Origin of the sequence: Microbulbifer pacificus (assembly GCF_002959965.1) — a bacterium.
Taxonomy (GTDB): domain Bacteria; phylum Pseudomonadota; class Gammaproteobacteria; order Pseudomonadales; family Cellvibrionaceae; genus Microbulbifer; species Microbulbifer pacificus_A.
In genome coordinates this window covers 2094205-2107140 of record NZ_PREV01000026.1, presented here as the reverse complement: position 1 = coordinate 2107140, position 12936 = coordinate 2094205, and the positions used below count along the sequence as shown (strand labels likewise).

General features: G+C 59.1%; 12 protein-coding genes. 7 read left to right on the top strand and 5 right to left on the bottom strand.

What is annotated here, in order from left to right:
* From C3938_RS09315 to C3938_RS09295, 5 genes are all read right to left on the bottom strand, one after another.
* Nucleotides 1-1407 carry a rhomboid family intramembrane serine protease gene (locus C3938_RS09315; protein WP_105102866.1) on the bottom strand — a complete coding sequence of 469 codons (1407 nt, stop codon included), beginning with the start codon at nucleotides 1405-1407 and terminating at the stop codon, nucleotides 1-3.
* A gap of 136 nt (nucleotides 1408-1543) precedes the next feature.
* The gene (locus C3938_RS09310; RefSeq protein ID WP_105102865.1) at nucleotides 1544-3856 is read right to left on the bottom strand and encodes a mechanosensitive ion channel domain-containing protein; all 2313 of its coding nucleotides are present in this window, start codon (nucleotides 3854-3856) and stop codon (nucleotides 1544-1546) included.
* A gap of 97 nt (nucleotides 3857-3953) precedes the next feature.
* Nucleotides 3954-4808, bottom strand: coding sequence for a DUF6515 family protein (locus tag C3938_RS09305; protein WP_105102864.1), 855 nt, complete (start codon nucleotides 4806-4808; stop codon nucleotides 3954-3956).
* 420 nt (nucleotides 4809-5228) lie between these two features.
* On the bottom strand, nucleotides 5229-6542 hold the full coding sequence (locus tag C3938_RS09300; RefSeq protein WP_105102863.1) for an aspartate aminotransferase family protein: 1314 nt from the start codon (nucleotides 6540-6542) through the stop codon (nucleotides 5229-5231).
* 234 nt (nucleotides 6543-6776) lie between these two features.
* A complete protein-coding gene (locus C3938_RS09295; protein WP_105102862.1) occupies nucleotides 6777-8222 on the bottom strand; it encodes an NAD-dependent succinate-semialdehyde dehydrogenase in 1446 nt (481 codons plus the stop codon).
* A gap of 164 nt (nucleotides 8223-8386) precedes the next feature.
* On the opposite strand from C3938_RS09295, the gene C3938_RS09290 reads away from it, so the two are divergent.
* Genes C3938_RS09290 through C3938_RS09260 form a run of 7 tightly spaced genes read left to right on the top strand, consistent with a single transcriptional unit; the run spans nucleotide 8387 to nucleotide 12860 of the window.
* The gene (locus C3938_RS09290; protein ID WP_105102861.1) at nucleotides 8387-9340 is read left to right on the top strand and encodes a LysR family transcriptional regulator; all 954 of its coding nucleotides are present in this window, start codon (nucleotides 8387-8389) and stop codon (nucleotides 9338-9340) included.
* A gap of 3 nt (nucleotides 9341-9343) precedes the next feature.
* Entirely contained in the window at nucleotides 9344-10135 is a 792-nt protein-coding gene (locus C3938_RS09285) for a class I SAM-dependent methyltransferase (RefSeq protein WP_105102860.1), read from the top strand.
* Between the two features lie 3 nt (nucleotides 10136-10138).
* Nucleotides 10139-10723 (top strand): FMN-binding negative transcriptional regulator, encoded by a 585-nt coding sequence (locus C3938_RS09280; RefSeq protein ID WP_105102859.1) that lies wholly within the window; start codon nucleotides 10139-10141, stop codon nucleotides 10721-10723.
* Entirely contained in the window at nucleotides 10711-11238 is a 528-nt protein-coding gene (locus tag C3938_RS09275) for a GNAT family N-acetyltransferase (protein WP_233998740.1), read from the top strand. The genes C3938_RS09280 and C3938_RS09275 overlap by 13 nt, the downstream gene beginning before the upstream one ends.
* 3 nt (nucleotides 11239-11241) lie before the next feature.
* Nucleotides 11242-11805 carry a sugar O-acetyltransferase gene (locus C3938_RS09270; RefSeq protein WP_105102858.1) on the top strand — a complete coding sequence of 188 codons (564 nt, stop codon included), beginning with the start codon at nucleotides 11242-11244 and terminating at the stop codon, nucleotides 11803-11805.
* A 42-nt stretch (nucleotides 11806-11847) separates the two neighbouring features.
* Nucleotides 11848-12483, top strand: coding sequence for a DJ-1/PfpI family protein (locus C3938_RS09265; RefSeq protein WP_233998738.1), 636 nt, complete (start codon nucleotides 11848-11850; stop codon nucleotides 12481-12483).
* On the top strand, nucleotides 12477-12860 hold the full coding sequence (locus tag C3938_RS09260; RefSeq protein ID WP_105102856.1) for a VOC family protein: 384 nt from the start codon (nucleotides 12477-12479) through the stop codon (nucleotides 12858-12860). Before C3938_RS09265 ends, C3938_RS09260 begins: the two co-directional genes overlap by 7 nt.
* The last annotated feature ends 76 nt before the right edge of the window (nucleotides 12861-12936 follow it).

Sequence of the window (12936 nt, the reverse complement as noted above, 5' to 3'; positions counted from 1 at the left end):
TCACACCGCCGCGGGCTGCAGGTTGCGGGCGAAATCCAGCGCGCGCCGCGCCCGCTCCTCGTCACCGCAACGGCGATAGTGTTCAACAAGTCCGTTGGCGAGACGTGCCATCAGCGGGTGGCGATGTTCTTTCTGCTGCAGACGCAGCAACAGGATTTCCACCAGGTCCCAGCGCTTTTCCGAGGCCGCCCGCTGCGCTATGAGCAGACACACGCCCGCGTTCAGCGCCCGCGGAACCTTTACTCTCCGCAAATAATCCTCAACCCCCTGCGCCACCAGAGCAAAATCCTGCTCCGGTTGTTTGGCAAGCGCGAACAGCGCGAGCCAGGCGCGGTGGTGTGCCTCGCTTTCCGGTGCCAGCGCGGAGAGTTCGATCGCCTTGTAGATCAGCGGCAGAGAGCCCGGGTGTTGACGTTGGGCGCTGGTAGCCGCCTGGGTGGCCTCCAGCAGTTTGCCGCTGTTCTGCAGGGATTCGATACGCGCGAGAGCCAGTTGCGCCGGCGTGGGCGGCAAATCTTCTTCCACCTGAATCTCGCGCGTCGGGCGCAGGCGGATCAACAGCAGGGTGCAGGCGAAGCCCGCCACCAGCCCACCGAAATGGGCCCAGTAGGCAATATTGTCGCTACCAAAGAAATAACCGAACACTTCCTTGCCCAACCACAATGGCAGTACCAGCAGCGCCGGTGCGGTGAACTCACCGAAGACGAATCCCAGGGTGTAGAAGAAACGCAGCCGGCGGATACCATAGACCGCCACAAACATACCCATCACCGCGGATACTGCGCCGGAGGCACCGATCACCGGCATCAGGCTGCCGGCTTCGACCCCCATGTGCAGGGCGGCGGCGGCAAGTCCGCCGAGCAGATAAAGCCCGATAAACCAGGCGGCGCCGAGGGCGATCTCTACCGACAGACCAAATAACAGCAGAAACACCATATTCCCCAACAGGTGATCCCAGCCACCGTGCAGGAACATATGCCCAAACAGGCCTTTCACGGTCGGATTGGCCGGCGTCAGTCCATAAGCGAAGTTCGACAGGCTGTCGCGCAACTCGGCGAACTGCTGCCGCTGTCGCAGCCATTGCGGCTGCTCTTCCTCAGCCAGCTGCAACATCAGCCAGTTGTGGAATTCCCGGCTCCACAGCAGCTGCTCATAGATAAATTCCTCACCCGCCCCCTGGGCCTGGGTGCGCCACTCGGGCTGCTCCGCATCCACATACTCGTAAAAGCGCGCCTCCTCGAGTACGGGCAAGTCGCTGGCAAAATAGAACTCCTCGGCTGCCTGCCAGCGGGATTCGTCGCCACTCTGGTAGAGCACGAAGACCAGCAGGTTGACGAGCACCAGCGCCAGACACACCAGCGGCGGTCGGCGCCAGTCGGGTTTGTTCTGGATAGGGATAATGAGCAAGGGCGGTCCTGTGGCTTGATAGGGAGAGAGGAATCTGGCCGTTCAGAATACAGGGACTGGGCAAGAAGGCTAGCCCCGCACGCCGTAACCCGGGCGGGAACAAAGAAAAAAACGCCATAGACAGACCATTGACCGGTCAGTGACCGGCGGGCCCATCTCCCCCCTCGCCACCGCCGTCGCCCGCACCGGCGTCATCGCCGTGATCCGCGGCGTCTCCCGGCCAGTCTTCCGCACCGGCCGATCCGCGTCGGGCCACCGGCGCATCTTCCGTTTTGAAGACCGTTGGCGATGTATCATTCGCCGTCTGCGCCGGCCCCCAACTGCGCACATGCAGGTCCCGCTGCGGGAAAGGAATCTCAATACCGCGTTGGTTGAACTCGCGCAGCAGCTCGATGTTATAGATGGCAGTGAGGTCCCCGAGAGAAGACACGGCATTGCTGTTCACCCACACCACCAGCTTGAAGTCCAGAGAGCTGTCACCGAAACCGGTGAGCCATACCTCGGTTTTGCGCTGCCAGTTGGTAAATGTGACGGGCACCCGTTCCGCCGCCTCCATGGCCGCCTCACGCACCTCCTCCGGGTCGGTCCCGTAGGCCACACCAAATGCCACATGAATCCTCCGCACCGGGTCATCCAGCGTGTGGTTGGTGACGCGCCCGGTGACAAACTCGGAATTGGGCACGAGGATATCCACATTGTCGCGGGTGGTAATGCGGGTAGAGCGCACGTTGATGTCGCGAATGCGCCCGAAGACCCCGGACTCCAGCTCCACCAGATCCCCCACCCGGAGCGGCTGTTCAAACAGCAGAATGATGCCGGAAATAAAATTGGAAAATATTGCCTGCATACCGAAACCGATCCCCACCGACAGGGCACCGGCAATCAGGGTGAGCTTGGACGTGTCCAATCCCACCATGGTGAGGAGAATGATGATGGTAATAAGGACAATGCAGTAATTCAGAATCCGCCACAGGGTGTAGGAACTCTGCTCGCTGGTGCGATTTTTTCGCACCATGCGCCGCAGGAACCAGTTGAGCAGACGCGAACACCCCCAGGCCGCCAGAATCACCAGAATCATCTGCGCGATGTCCTTCAGGGTGATGGGCTGCTCACTGATGGCGAACAGTTTGTAGTTGGCAAGATTGCGCCAGCTGGTGCGCAGGTCCTCAAACTGGTGCAGGAAGCGCTCACCCAAAGTCTTCCACCAACCCTGCTGGCGGCGATAGACAAACAGCTGAGCGGTTTCGTAACGCTTCACATCGTCGATCAGATCACCGGCGCGGCCGAGGCCGCTGGCGACCTTCTCGAACTCCCGCCACCACTTCGCCATCGCTTTGGCGTCCTCTCCCACCCAGGCGACGATCTGGCGCTGGCGCACCGTGAGCTGACGAATCAGGTTGGTCCGGATGGTTTCCGCGTTGCCCACCAGATCCTTGCTGAGAGAGAGCTTCTGCTCTTCTGCCTCATTTGCATCCAGTACGCTGTTCATCGCCAGCAGCAATTCCTGCTTGCGCACCTGCAGACGATTTTCCAGTGCTTCGACACTGTAATTCATCATCCGGAGCTGCTGTTCCATGGTGACAGCCGCATCGGAACTTTCAAAAATCAGGTTCTGGGAGTCACTGCGCTCCCGCGCCAGATCCTCCAGATTGGATTTTTCCTGAGTGCGCGCCGCGGAGAGTTTCTTTGCCGCCTCGGCACTGAACTGCAAATCCTTGAGCATGCGCTCGAGCTCTGCGCGGGCGATGGTCAATTCTTCCTGCCAGGCCGTCAGCTGCTCCTGCAATAACCGCTGTTCCTCCAGCGTCTGCAGATGACTCAACTGCGCAAAAAATACATCCACGGTCGCTTCGAGGTACTTGGTATCGGAGCGGTGTTTGTCGCGCAGGGCCAGAACCCGTTCCCGCAATCGGCTGAGCGACTGGGCGACACTTTCATCCATCTGGGATTTTTCCAGACGCAGCCCATCGAGCCGCTGCTGGCCCCGCGCCACGCCGGCATCCGACTGTGCCCACTGCAGCACATTGGGCTTTTCCGGAAATTTGACCTCCGGCAATACCCCGACTTTCTTCAGTTCGTCCCGTTTCGCCCAGGTTTTGCGGATGCCGGCGAAACGCAACTTCACCGCCGACACCTTGTCGCCGAGTTCCGCGTCTTCCGGAATCGCTTTACTCCAGTCCAGCCAGGCCTTTTCTACGTCGTTCAACCACAGTGAGCGTTGCTCCTGGGTGACATCGGGCCACTGGGTCCACCAGTCGGCGGCCAGTTGATTGAAATCCGGAACTACGGGAGAGAACTCTTTCGGCTTGGTGGATGGCAATTGCGCAAAAGCGATTGCCGGCAGCAGCAGTAGCAACGCGACAGCAAAACGCAGCGGCCACTGCCGGGCAGCGGGGGCCGAACGAGATTGGCGGGGGTAGTGAAGTGGGCAGGCGCTAACTTCGGCCATGCCCGAAACAGTCCCTGTTCATCGGTAATCCATTCAAATCGGGTGAATACCAGCGGCGCGCCGCCGTGGATTCAGTGTAGATGAGGTATACCGGATCTCAGCGACGGAGGTCGTAACGCTGAATGCAATCGCGATACGCCCGCTGGTAAATCCTCAATTGCTGGTCATCCAGGGTACTGCCGCGGCGCGCCGCATCTGACGCATTCTGGCGACAGGCAGCCTCCGCGAGCGCCCGGTTGTCGTAGCGCTCACCACTGCTCCAGTCGTAGGGCGGACGCACATTGGCGTAAGGTCTCGGCGACCGGCGACGCGGGTCGCGATAGCCATCGGCTTCGACGTCGGGAATGCCCTCGCGCGCTTCCGGGTCCAGCGCGCCGGGAGGATAGGCACGGGGAATACCCGAGCGCTCCCGCAGCAGCTCCAGATCCAGGTCCGGGTCACCGTAAAGGCGGTCCTCGTAGGCACCCACGATGTCGCCGTTGTAGTAGCGGCGCCACTCATAAGGCGGCGTGGTAACGATATAGGTGCGACGGCGGGGTTCGAAGCGGTAGAAAGTACCGGTGCCACTCAGAAAGAAGCGCTCGCCGTCTATCTCGAATCCATTACTGCCGTGGGGAAGGAACGACAACTCGGCCCCCAGCGGCGGCTCCACGCGCAGAAAGCCATCGTCTTCCCGGCGGTAGAAGTAACCGCCCTGATAGTAGTAGATATTGCCGCTCAGAATCAGCTGCGTAGCATCCGCCGGGAGTTCGCGCCGGCGATCCGGGTCGCGCCAGTAATCCTCCCGCGCGGCGCCACTGGATTGGTCCGGCGGAGAAGCGTTCTGAGTACCGGTCTGGGCGGCCGCACAGGAAGCGGCGATATATGTGAGCGGAACGAGTGAAAAGGAAAAGAGAAGCGCACGGATACGTCTCGCGCGCGCTCCCGGGAACAATTCTGACAGTCCGGACATAGGGGAACCTCAGTATTCCGCGCCCTGCGGCACAAAGCACCTCCCCCATAGCGACGGTCCACAATCTGCTGAACCTGTAAAACAGCGATCGGCATGACTGGCCTGATCACGTGCCCCCAAAAAAGCCGGGAACAGCCAGCCAAAAATAACGCAGCCGAAAATACAGCTACGTACGGCCCCCGCCACCGCAACAAAGCGACGCGGCGGGAGCCGCACGCGCCACGGTAGCCGGAGGCGCCACCCTCCCATACTGAGTGGCGAACACAGCATGGCGCCCGAACCGCAACGGCCCCGCGCACTCTGCTGAATCAGCCGACTACCCCTGAAGTCTAGCCTCGAAGTGGAAGACTCCCCATCCACTCACCGCCTGCCTTCCAGCACCTCCCATCGGCGTGAACGGATAACGGAGTCCGGTTCCGTTTACCCCAGCCCGGCGATCACATCGCGCAGTTTGCCAACGATATCGTCGATTTCATGGCTCTCGATGATCAGCGGCGGCGACATGCACAGCGCATCGCCGATACCCCGCGCCATCACTCCCGCATCCCAGGCCAGCGCCGACGCCTTGGCCCCGTACTTGCCCTTGAGATTGTCCGGCGCGCGCAGCTCAATGGCGCCCACCAGACCGTAATTGCGCACATCGACCACATTGTCGAGATCCGCCAGGCTGTGCAGCGCATTTTCCCAGTACTTGCCGATATCTCCCGCCGCGCGGGTCAGCAGCCCCTCACGCTCGTAGATATCCAGCGTCGCCATCCCCGCCGCGCAGGCGACCGGGTGCGCGGAGTAGGTATAACCGTGGAAAAACTCCACCATCCCCTCGGCCGCCGCATCCATCACCGTGTTGTAAATCCTGTCGCTCACAAACACCGCGCCCAGCGGCACCGTCGCATTGGTGATGCCCTTGGCGGAAGTGATCATGTCCGGGATGACACCGAACTCCTGGGACGCAAACGGCGAACCAGTGCGCCCCCAACCGGAAATCACCTCATCAAAAATCAGCAGCAGATCGTGCTTGTCGCAAATCTCCCGCAAGCGCTGCAGATAACCTTTGGGCGGCAGCACCACACCGCCGGCACCGGAAAATGGCTCCACGATCACCGCCGCAATCTGGTCCGCGCCGTGGAAGGCAACAAGTCGCTCCAGGTCCTCCGCCAGCTCGATACCGTGCTCCGGCAGACCTTTGGAAAAGGCATTGCGCGCGATATCCAGAGTGTGGCGCATATGATTCGCCTTAACCGGCTGACCAAACGCCTGGTAATTCGGCGGCAAACCACCCACGGAAATCCCGCCAAAGTTCACCCCGTGATAGCCTTTTTCACGGCCGATAAACATCGTGCGCGTACCCTTGCCGCGGGCGCGCTGATATTGCAGTGCAATCTTCAGCGCCGACTCCACCGCCTCCGAACCGGAGTTGCCGAAGAACACCCGATTCAATCCATCCGGTGTGTATTGCACCAGACGCTCTGAATACTCAAAACTCAGCTCGTGGCCAAAATTGAAGATCGAGCTGTAATCCAGCTTCAACGCCTGCTGATGAATGGCCTCGGCGATTTCACGGCGGCAGTGGCCGGCATTGGAACACCACAGGCCCGCGGTGGCATCGATGATTTTGCGACCGGATTTCTCAAACAGGTAAATCCCCTCCGCACGCTCGACGATACGCGGCGCCGCCTTGTAGGTGCGGTTTGGGGTAAAGGGCATCCAGAAGGCGTCGGTTTTCAGTTCGGACATGGTTTTCTCCAAAGCAAAAATTCAATACTTTCTAACTAACGTAGTAAAAAGCTTGCTGCGAAGGCAAAGTGCTGGGATTCCCTTTTCGAAAGCGTCGGCAACAGGGAAGTTGCCGACGCAGCGTACAGGGATGTATTCACAGCGGTTTCGAAAAGGGAAGCGCAGTGCTTTGCCGCCACTGGACTTTTGTAAAAATGAGCCGCGGAGGCTCGCCTGCAAGCAGGCTCCTACAGATCAAACGCCATAACAGCAGTATTTGGTTTCGTAAAATTCCGCCATACCCTCGACACCGCCCTCGCGACCAATACCGGATTCCTTGCAGCCGCCAAACGGGGCCACAGTGGTGGAGAAGACGCCCGCGTTACAGGCTACCATTCCATACTCCAGCGCCTCTACCACCCGATTCGCCCGGCGAATATTTTCACTCATCACATACGCCGCCAACCCGAACAGCGTATCATTGGCGCGCCGGATCACATCCTCTTCCTCGCGGAACCGCTGCACCACCGCCAGCGGCCCGAAAATCTCCTCGCGTGCAATACGCATATCATCGTGCACATCCGTAAGCAGCGTCGGCGCGTAATAATTTTCTCCGTGTGGCAGAAAATCTCCGCCCAACAGCAGGCGCGCCCCATTGGCCACCGCCTCCTCCACCAACCCGTGCACCCGGTCCACCGCACGCCGGAAAATCAGCGGCCCCAACGTAGTGCCCTCTTCCAGCCCGTGCCCCGGCCGCAGCGCCGCCATCTGCTCACGCAACTTATCCACAAACTCATCGTGCACCGATTCATGCACATAAATCCGGTTTGTCGACACACAAGTCTGGCCCGCATTGCGCATTTTTGTCGCCATACAGGCGGCCACCGCCACGTCGATATCCGCATCGTCGAAGACAATGAACGGCGCATTGCCGCCGAGCTCCATGGACATTTTTTTCACCGTACTCGCACACTGCGCCATCAGCAGCTTGCCCACCTGGGTGGAACCGGTGAATGTGAACTTCGCCACCCTGGAATCCTGGGTCAGCACCTTACCAATGGCGGCAGAATCAGAACCCACCACCACGTTCAGGGTACCCGCCGGCAGCCCGGCTTCTTCCGCCAACGCACACAACGCCAGCGCCGACAGCGGCGTCTCCGCCGCCGGCTTGATCACCACCGTGCAGCCCGCGGCCAGCGCCGGGGCCGCCTTGCGGGTGATCATGGCGTTGGGGAAGTTCCACGGCGTGATACAGGTCACCACCCCCACCGGCTGGCGGATAGTGTGCAGGCGCATGGCCGGATTGTGAGTGGGGATCGTCTGACCGTAGGCGCGGCGGCACTCTTCCGCATACCACTCTATGTAGGAGGCGCCGTAGTCGATTTCCCCCAGCGCCTCCGCCAGCGGCTTGCCCTGCTCCAGAGTCAGCAGCTGCGCCAAATCCTCGCGGTTGTCCACGATCAAGCGGTACCAGCGCTTCAACACCGCCGCACGCTCGGCGGCAGTCTTGCGGCTCCACCCCGGGAATGCCGCATGGGCCGCGGCGACCGCCCGTTCCGCGTCCGCCGCCGCGCCATCGGCCACCTCCGCCAACAGCGCACCCGTGGCCGGGTCAGTAACCGCCAACTTACCCACACCGTCGCACCACTGCCCATCGATATAGTTTTGCGCCTTCAATAAACGCTTAATGTTCAAATCCATCGAATACCCCCCGAACACAGTCGTATCAATATATTGAGGATTCTGGATTGCCGGTCCGCTGGCGAATAGCAAAACCTTTGCAACTAAAATTCAGATCTATCAAACTTTGAACCCACACGGACCCCACGTACCTGAAACGGGAATCTCCTCGGGAAACGAACCCCATGCCACCCCCCTCAAAACCCAAAGCCAACCTCCCCAAGCAACCCCTGAGCGGCCGTCTCAGCGACATGGACCTGCGCCTGCTGCGGGTATTTCGCGAGGTTGTACGCGCCGGTGGTCTGGCGGCCGCGGAGGTCGCATTAAACATCAACCGCTCCACCATCAGCGTGCACCTGTCGGATCTGGAAACGCGCCTCGGCATGCAGCTATGCCTGCGCTCCCGCGGCCGCGCCGACTTCAAACTGACCACGGAGGGAGAGGCGCTGTATCAGGCCATTCTGGAACTGGACGGCCACCTGGCCACCTTCAAAAGCCAGGTGAACGCCATCCAGTCGCAGCTCACCGGCAAGCTGCGGGTCATCCTGCCGGACGACGTGCTCGCCATGCCACAGCTGGACCTGCCCGCCACCATCGCCCGCCTGCGCGAGCGCGCACCGCAGCTGCAACTGGACATCCGGCTGGCCGCGCCTCACGAACTGGAGCTGGAAATCCTCGCCGGGCGCGCCGACGTGGGGATCAACCCGCTGCACTCCCGCCGCCCGGGTCTCAGTTACCAGCCGCTGTTCAGCCACCAATCCCTGCTGTATGGCGCCGCCGGACACCCCTGTACCCAGGGTACCGATGAAGAACACATCACCCAGCAGGAGCTCGCCGCCCCGGACCACGCCGTACTCTCCGGCGCCGCGCATTTGTATCGGCTGTTCCCCCGCAAGAGCATCGCCAACCATATGGCGGCGCGACTCGCGATGATCCTGTCGGGGAAATTCATTGGCTTCCTGCCCGCCTACCTGGCGGACGAGTATGTTAAAAAAGGGATGCTGAACCCCCTCTATCCCGAGCGGTTCAGTTATCAGATCCAGAATGCAATTACCTGTAAAAGCAGTGACGCTGGGCAGCCAGCCGTACAATTGTTCACTACTGCGCTGGTCCTGCAGGATCAACCACAAGGAGATTGAAATATGGACAAAAAAACCAGGGGCTATACCGAACAAACCCTCGCATCCTGGGATCAGGTTGCAGATATTCACCGAGACAGAAATCCGGATTTACATCACCGCGCTGCCAACCCCGGTTTCAACGCGCTCGAAACCGACTTTAATCGATTAGTAGACACACAGGAGCTGACAGGAGCATCGGTAATTCAGGTTTGCTGCAACAACGGTAAAGACCTGCTCTCGATCAAGAATAAGGGAGCAGGCTATTGTCTGGGCATTGATGGCTCGCGAAAGTTTATTGAACAGGCAAAAACGCTCGCAAAGTCACCTCACTATCACGACGTGGAATTTGAACACTGTAATATTTACGACGCTCCAGAACGGCATTACCTCCGTTTTGATTTTGCCGTCATTACGGTGGGCGTATTGAATTGGATGCCAGACTTACCTGCATTCTTCAATATCTGCTGCAGTTTTTTGAAATCCGGCGGTACGTTGTTAATGGAAGAAATACACCCAGTACTCAACATGTACGAAGAGGGAACACCTTCCTATATAGCCCACTCTTACTTTGATCGGGAAGCACAAATGGACACTGGCGGCCTGGATTATTTTTCAGGTACCCACTACGATGCCACCGCCAATTATTTTTTCCAGCATACACTGAGTGACATTTTCAACGCCGCCATTGCCAATGGCCTTGAGCTACAAACCTTCGAAGAGTTGAGCTCCAATATAGGCAATTATTGCGGAGACTTGGCCAGCGCACCCCACAACCCACCGATGGCATTTATCGCAAGCTGGAAAAAATCCTGAATTATGTATATTCCAAAACACTTTTCTGTCAACGACCGACAAGAGCTGCTCCGATTTGTTCAAAAAAATGCATTCGGCCAGCTGATTTCGAGGGCTGACAATCGTCCCGAGGCCAGCCACCTGCCGTTCCTGCTCTCCGAAAACAGTGAAGTCCTTGTAGGTCACCTGGCGCGTCAGAATCCACAACTGGACTCCCTTGATGGCGAACAGGTTCTGGTGATCTTCAATGGTCCGCACGCCTATATCTCACCCCGCTGGTACACCTCTCCCGGCGTCCCTACCTGGAACTACCAGGCGGTGCACATCTATGGCATTGCGCGCACCTTTACCGATGAGCAACGCCTGATGTCGCTGGTAAACAAGTTATCGGAAAAATACGAAGCCAACGCTGACAAACCCTGGCAACCGGAGTATTCCCCCAAGCTCCTGCGGGCCATCGTCGGAGTGGACATTGAAATCACCGAGATTCAGGGAAAATACAAGCTGAGCCAGAATCGTCCGGCCCAGGATCGCCAGCAGGTAGTGGATGCCCTGCATGCAGAGGGCGAAACGGCGATGGCGGAAGCCATCCAGCAGTGGAACCCGTAGTAGACCCGGCGGAGGAATACGTCTTGAGCATTACCACCTACTATCTGGAAATGACGGATCCCGCGCAGTTGAATGCCAAACCCTGTCCCGAGGGATTCTCCGTGGTGGAAGCTGAGGAAAAGGAATTCCGCTTTAACCGCTACCTCTACCAGCTGATCGGCGAGCCCTGGCAGTGGACTGACATGCTCAAACTATCCGATGCAGAGTGGCGGGAATATGCTGAGCGCGACTCACTGCGTACCTGGGCAGCCTATTACCGCGGCGCCATTGCGGGCTATTTTGAATTGAACAAGCGCGACAACGATGAAATACAGGTCGCGTACTTCGGCCTGGCGCCGCGCTTTATCGGCCGCGGCTTTGGCGGTCACCTACTGAGCCGCGCGCTGGAAGAAGCCTGGAACTGGTCACCCTGCAAGTGTGTCTGGGTGCACACCTGCACACTGGATCACGAGGGCGCGCTGGCTAATTATCTGGCGCGCGGCATGCAGATTTACCGTACAGAAACGGAACACTGAGCCATGAGTGAACTGCGGAAAATGCTTTCCGGTGAAATGTACAACCCTGCAGATCCGGAGCTTGCTGAGAGGCGCCTGCGTGCGCGCCTGTTGTTCGAGGAACTGAACAGCATCAGCCAGCAGGATCGGCCCCGCCGGGACCGATTGATACGGGCATTGTTCGGCAGTGCCGGCCAACAGATTCAGATTGAATCGCCGTTTCACTGTGACTACGGCGAAAATATCCATGTGGGCGAGAATTTCTTTGCCAACTTCGGCTGTGTGATTCTCGATGTCGCGGAGGTGCGATTCGGGGATAACTGTATGCTGGCGCCCCAGGTCGGCATCTATACCGCGACACATCCGCTCGATCCGGAGGAGCGGCGCAGCGGACGGGAATACGCAAAGCCGGTTACCATCGGTAACGACTGCTGGATCGGCGGCATGGCGGTGATCAACCCGGGAGTCACTCTGGGCGATAATGTGGTGGTCGCCTCCGGTGCCGTGGTGACCAGGAGTTATGGGGACAATGTGGTGCTGGCGGGTAATCCGGCCAGGGTTATCCGCACACTCGAGGTGGAGACCTGACAGCGCCGTGGCGTTCATCCGGCGACGGGAAAATGTAGTGTTGTGCAATGGAGTACACCGTTGAATATCGGTATTTATATTTACGATGATGCTGAGGTACTGGATTTTTCCGGTCCCTATGAAGTTTTTGCAACGGCCAGCCGCCTGAGCAATCCCACCGGGTTATTCAATGTGTTTCTGCTTGCCGAGGAGAAGCGCACCGTTTCCGCCAGAGCGGGCTACCTGGTCGAGCCCCACTACGGTATTGATGACCATCCCGAGCTGGATGTGTTGATCGTCGTCGGAGGGGTACACACCGCCGAGCTCGACAAACCTGACGTTATCGACTGGGTTGCCCGCACCGCCGAGAGCACCGATCTGGTTGCGTCGGTGTGTACCGGTGCGTTCATCCTGGCCCAGGCCGGTGTTCTCACCGGACTCGACGCAACCACCCACTGGGAAGATCAACAGGCATTGTCATCCATGTTTCCCGACGTCCGGGTGATTCGCAATCATCGCTGGGTAGATCAGGGCAAGTTCGTGACGTCCGGTGGCATCTCCGCCGGTATCGACATGAGCCTGCACCTGGTTTCCCGACTTGCCTCACCCGCACTGGCAAAAATGACCGCTCGCCAGATGGAGTATGAATGGCACTCCAACGAGGAACCCTCGCCGGCACAGAATCAACACACATGCTGAAGTCCATTCATCACGCGGCAATCATCTGCTCCGATTACCAGCGCTCGAAAGTCTTCTATACCGAACTGCTCGGGCTTGAGATCATCGCGGAAAACTACCGTGCCCCGCGGAATTCCTGGAAGCTGGATCTGCGATTGCCGGAGGGTGGTCAGGTGGAATTATTTTCCTTCCCCGATGCGCCGGCGCGCCCCAGTTATCCGGAGGCACAGGGCTTGCGGCACCTGGCGTTTGCGGTAGATTCCGTGGCGGATGTGAAGGCATACCTGGAGGCGCACGGTGTGGAGGTAGAGCCGGTGCGCGAGGATGAATACACGGGCAGGCGGTTTACTTTTTTCAGCGACCCGGATGGGCTGCCACTGGAACTGTATGAGTACTGATTCCTGGTGGTCCATGTGGAAAGCCCGGTAACAAAGGAGCGCCGCCAAAGTATTCAGGTCAAGCTTTCTCAACGCG

Excerpts from the sequence above, each read along its gene's own strand:
- C3938_RS09290 (WP_105102861.1), top strand. The coding sequence starts at position 8,387 with ATGCCACCCCCCTCAAAACCCAAAGCCAACCTCCCCAAGCAACCCCTG.
- C3938_RS09280 (WP_105102859.1), top strand. The coding sequence starts at position 10,139 with ATGTATATTCCAAAACACTTTTCTGTCAACGACCGACAAGAGCTGCTC.
- C3938_RS09270 (WP_105102858.1), top strand. The coding sequence starts at position 11,242 with ATGAGTGAACTGCGGAAAATGCTTTCCGGTGAAATGTACAACCCTGCA.
- C3938_RS09310 (WP_105102865.1), bottom strand. The coding sequence starts at position 3,856 with ATGGCCGAAGTTAGCGCCTGCCCACTTCACTACCCCCGCCAATCTCGT.
- C3938_RS09300 (WP_105102863.1), bottom strand. The coding sequence starts at position 6,542 with ATGTCCGAACTGAAAACCGACGCCTTCTGGATGCCCTTTACCCCAAAC.
- C3938_RS09285 (WP_105102860.1), top strand. The coding sequence starts at position 9,344 with ATGGACAAAAAAACCAGGGGCTATACCGAACAAACCCTCGCATCCTGG.
- C3938_RS09305 (WP_105102864.1), bottom strand. The coding sequence starts at position 4,808 with ATGTCCGGACTGTCAGAATTGTTCCCGGGAGCGCGCGCGAGACGTATC.
- C3938_RS09260 (WP_105102856.1), top strand. The coding sequence starts at position 12,477 with ATGCTGAAGTCCATTCATCACGCGGCAATCATCTGCTCCGATTACCAG.
- C3938_RS09295 (WP_105102862.1), bottom strand. The coding sequence starts at position 8,222 with ATGGATTTGAACATTAAGCGTTTATTGAAGGCGCAAAACTATATCGAT.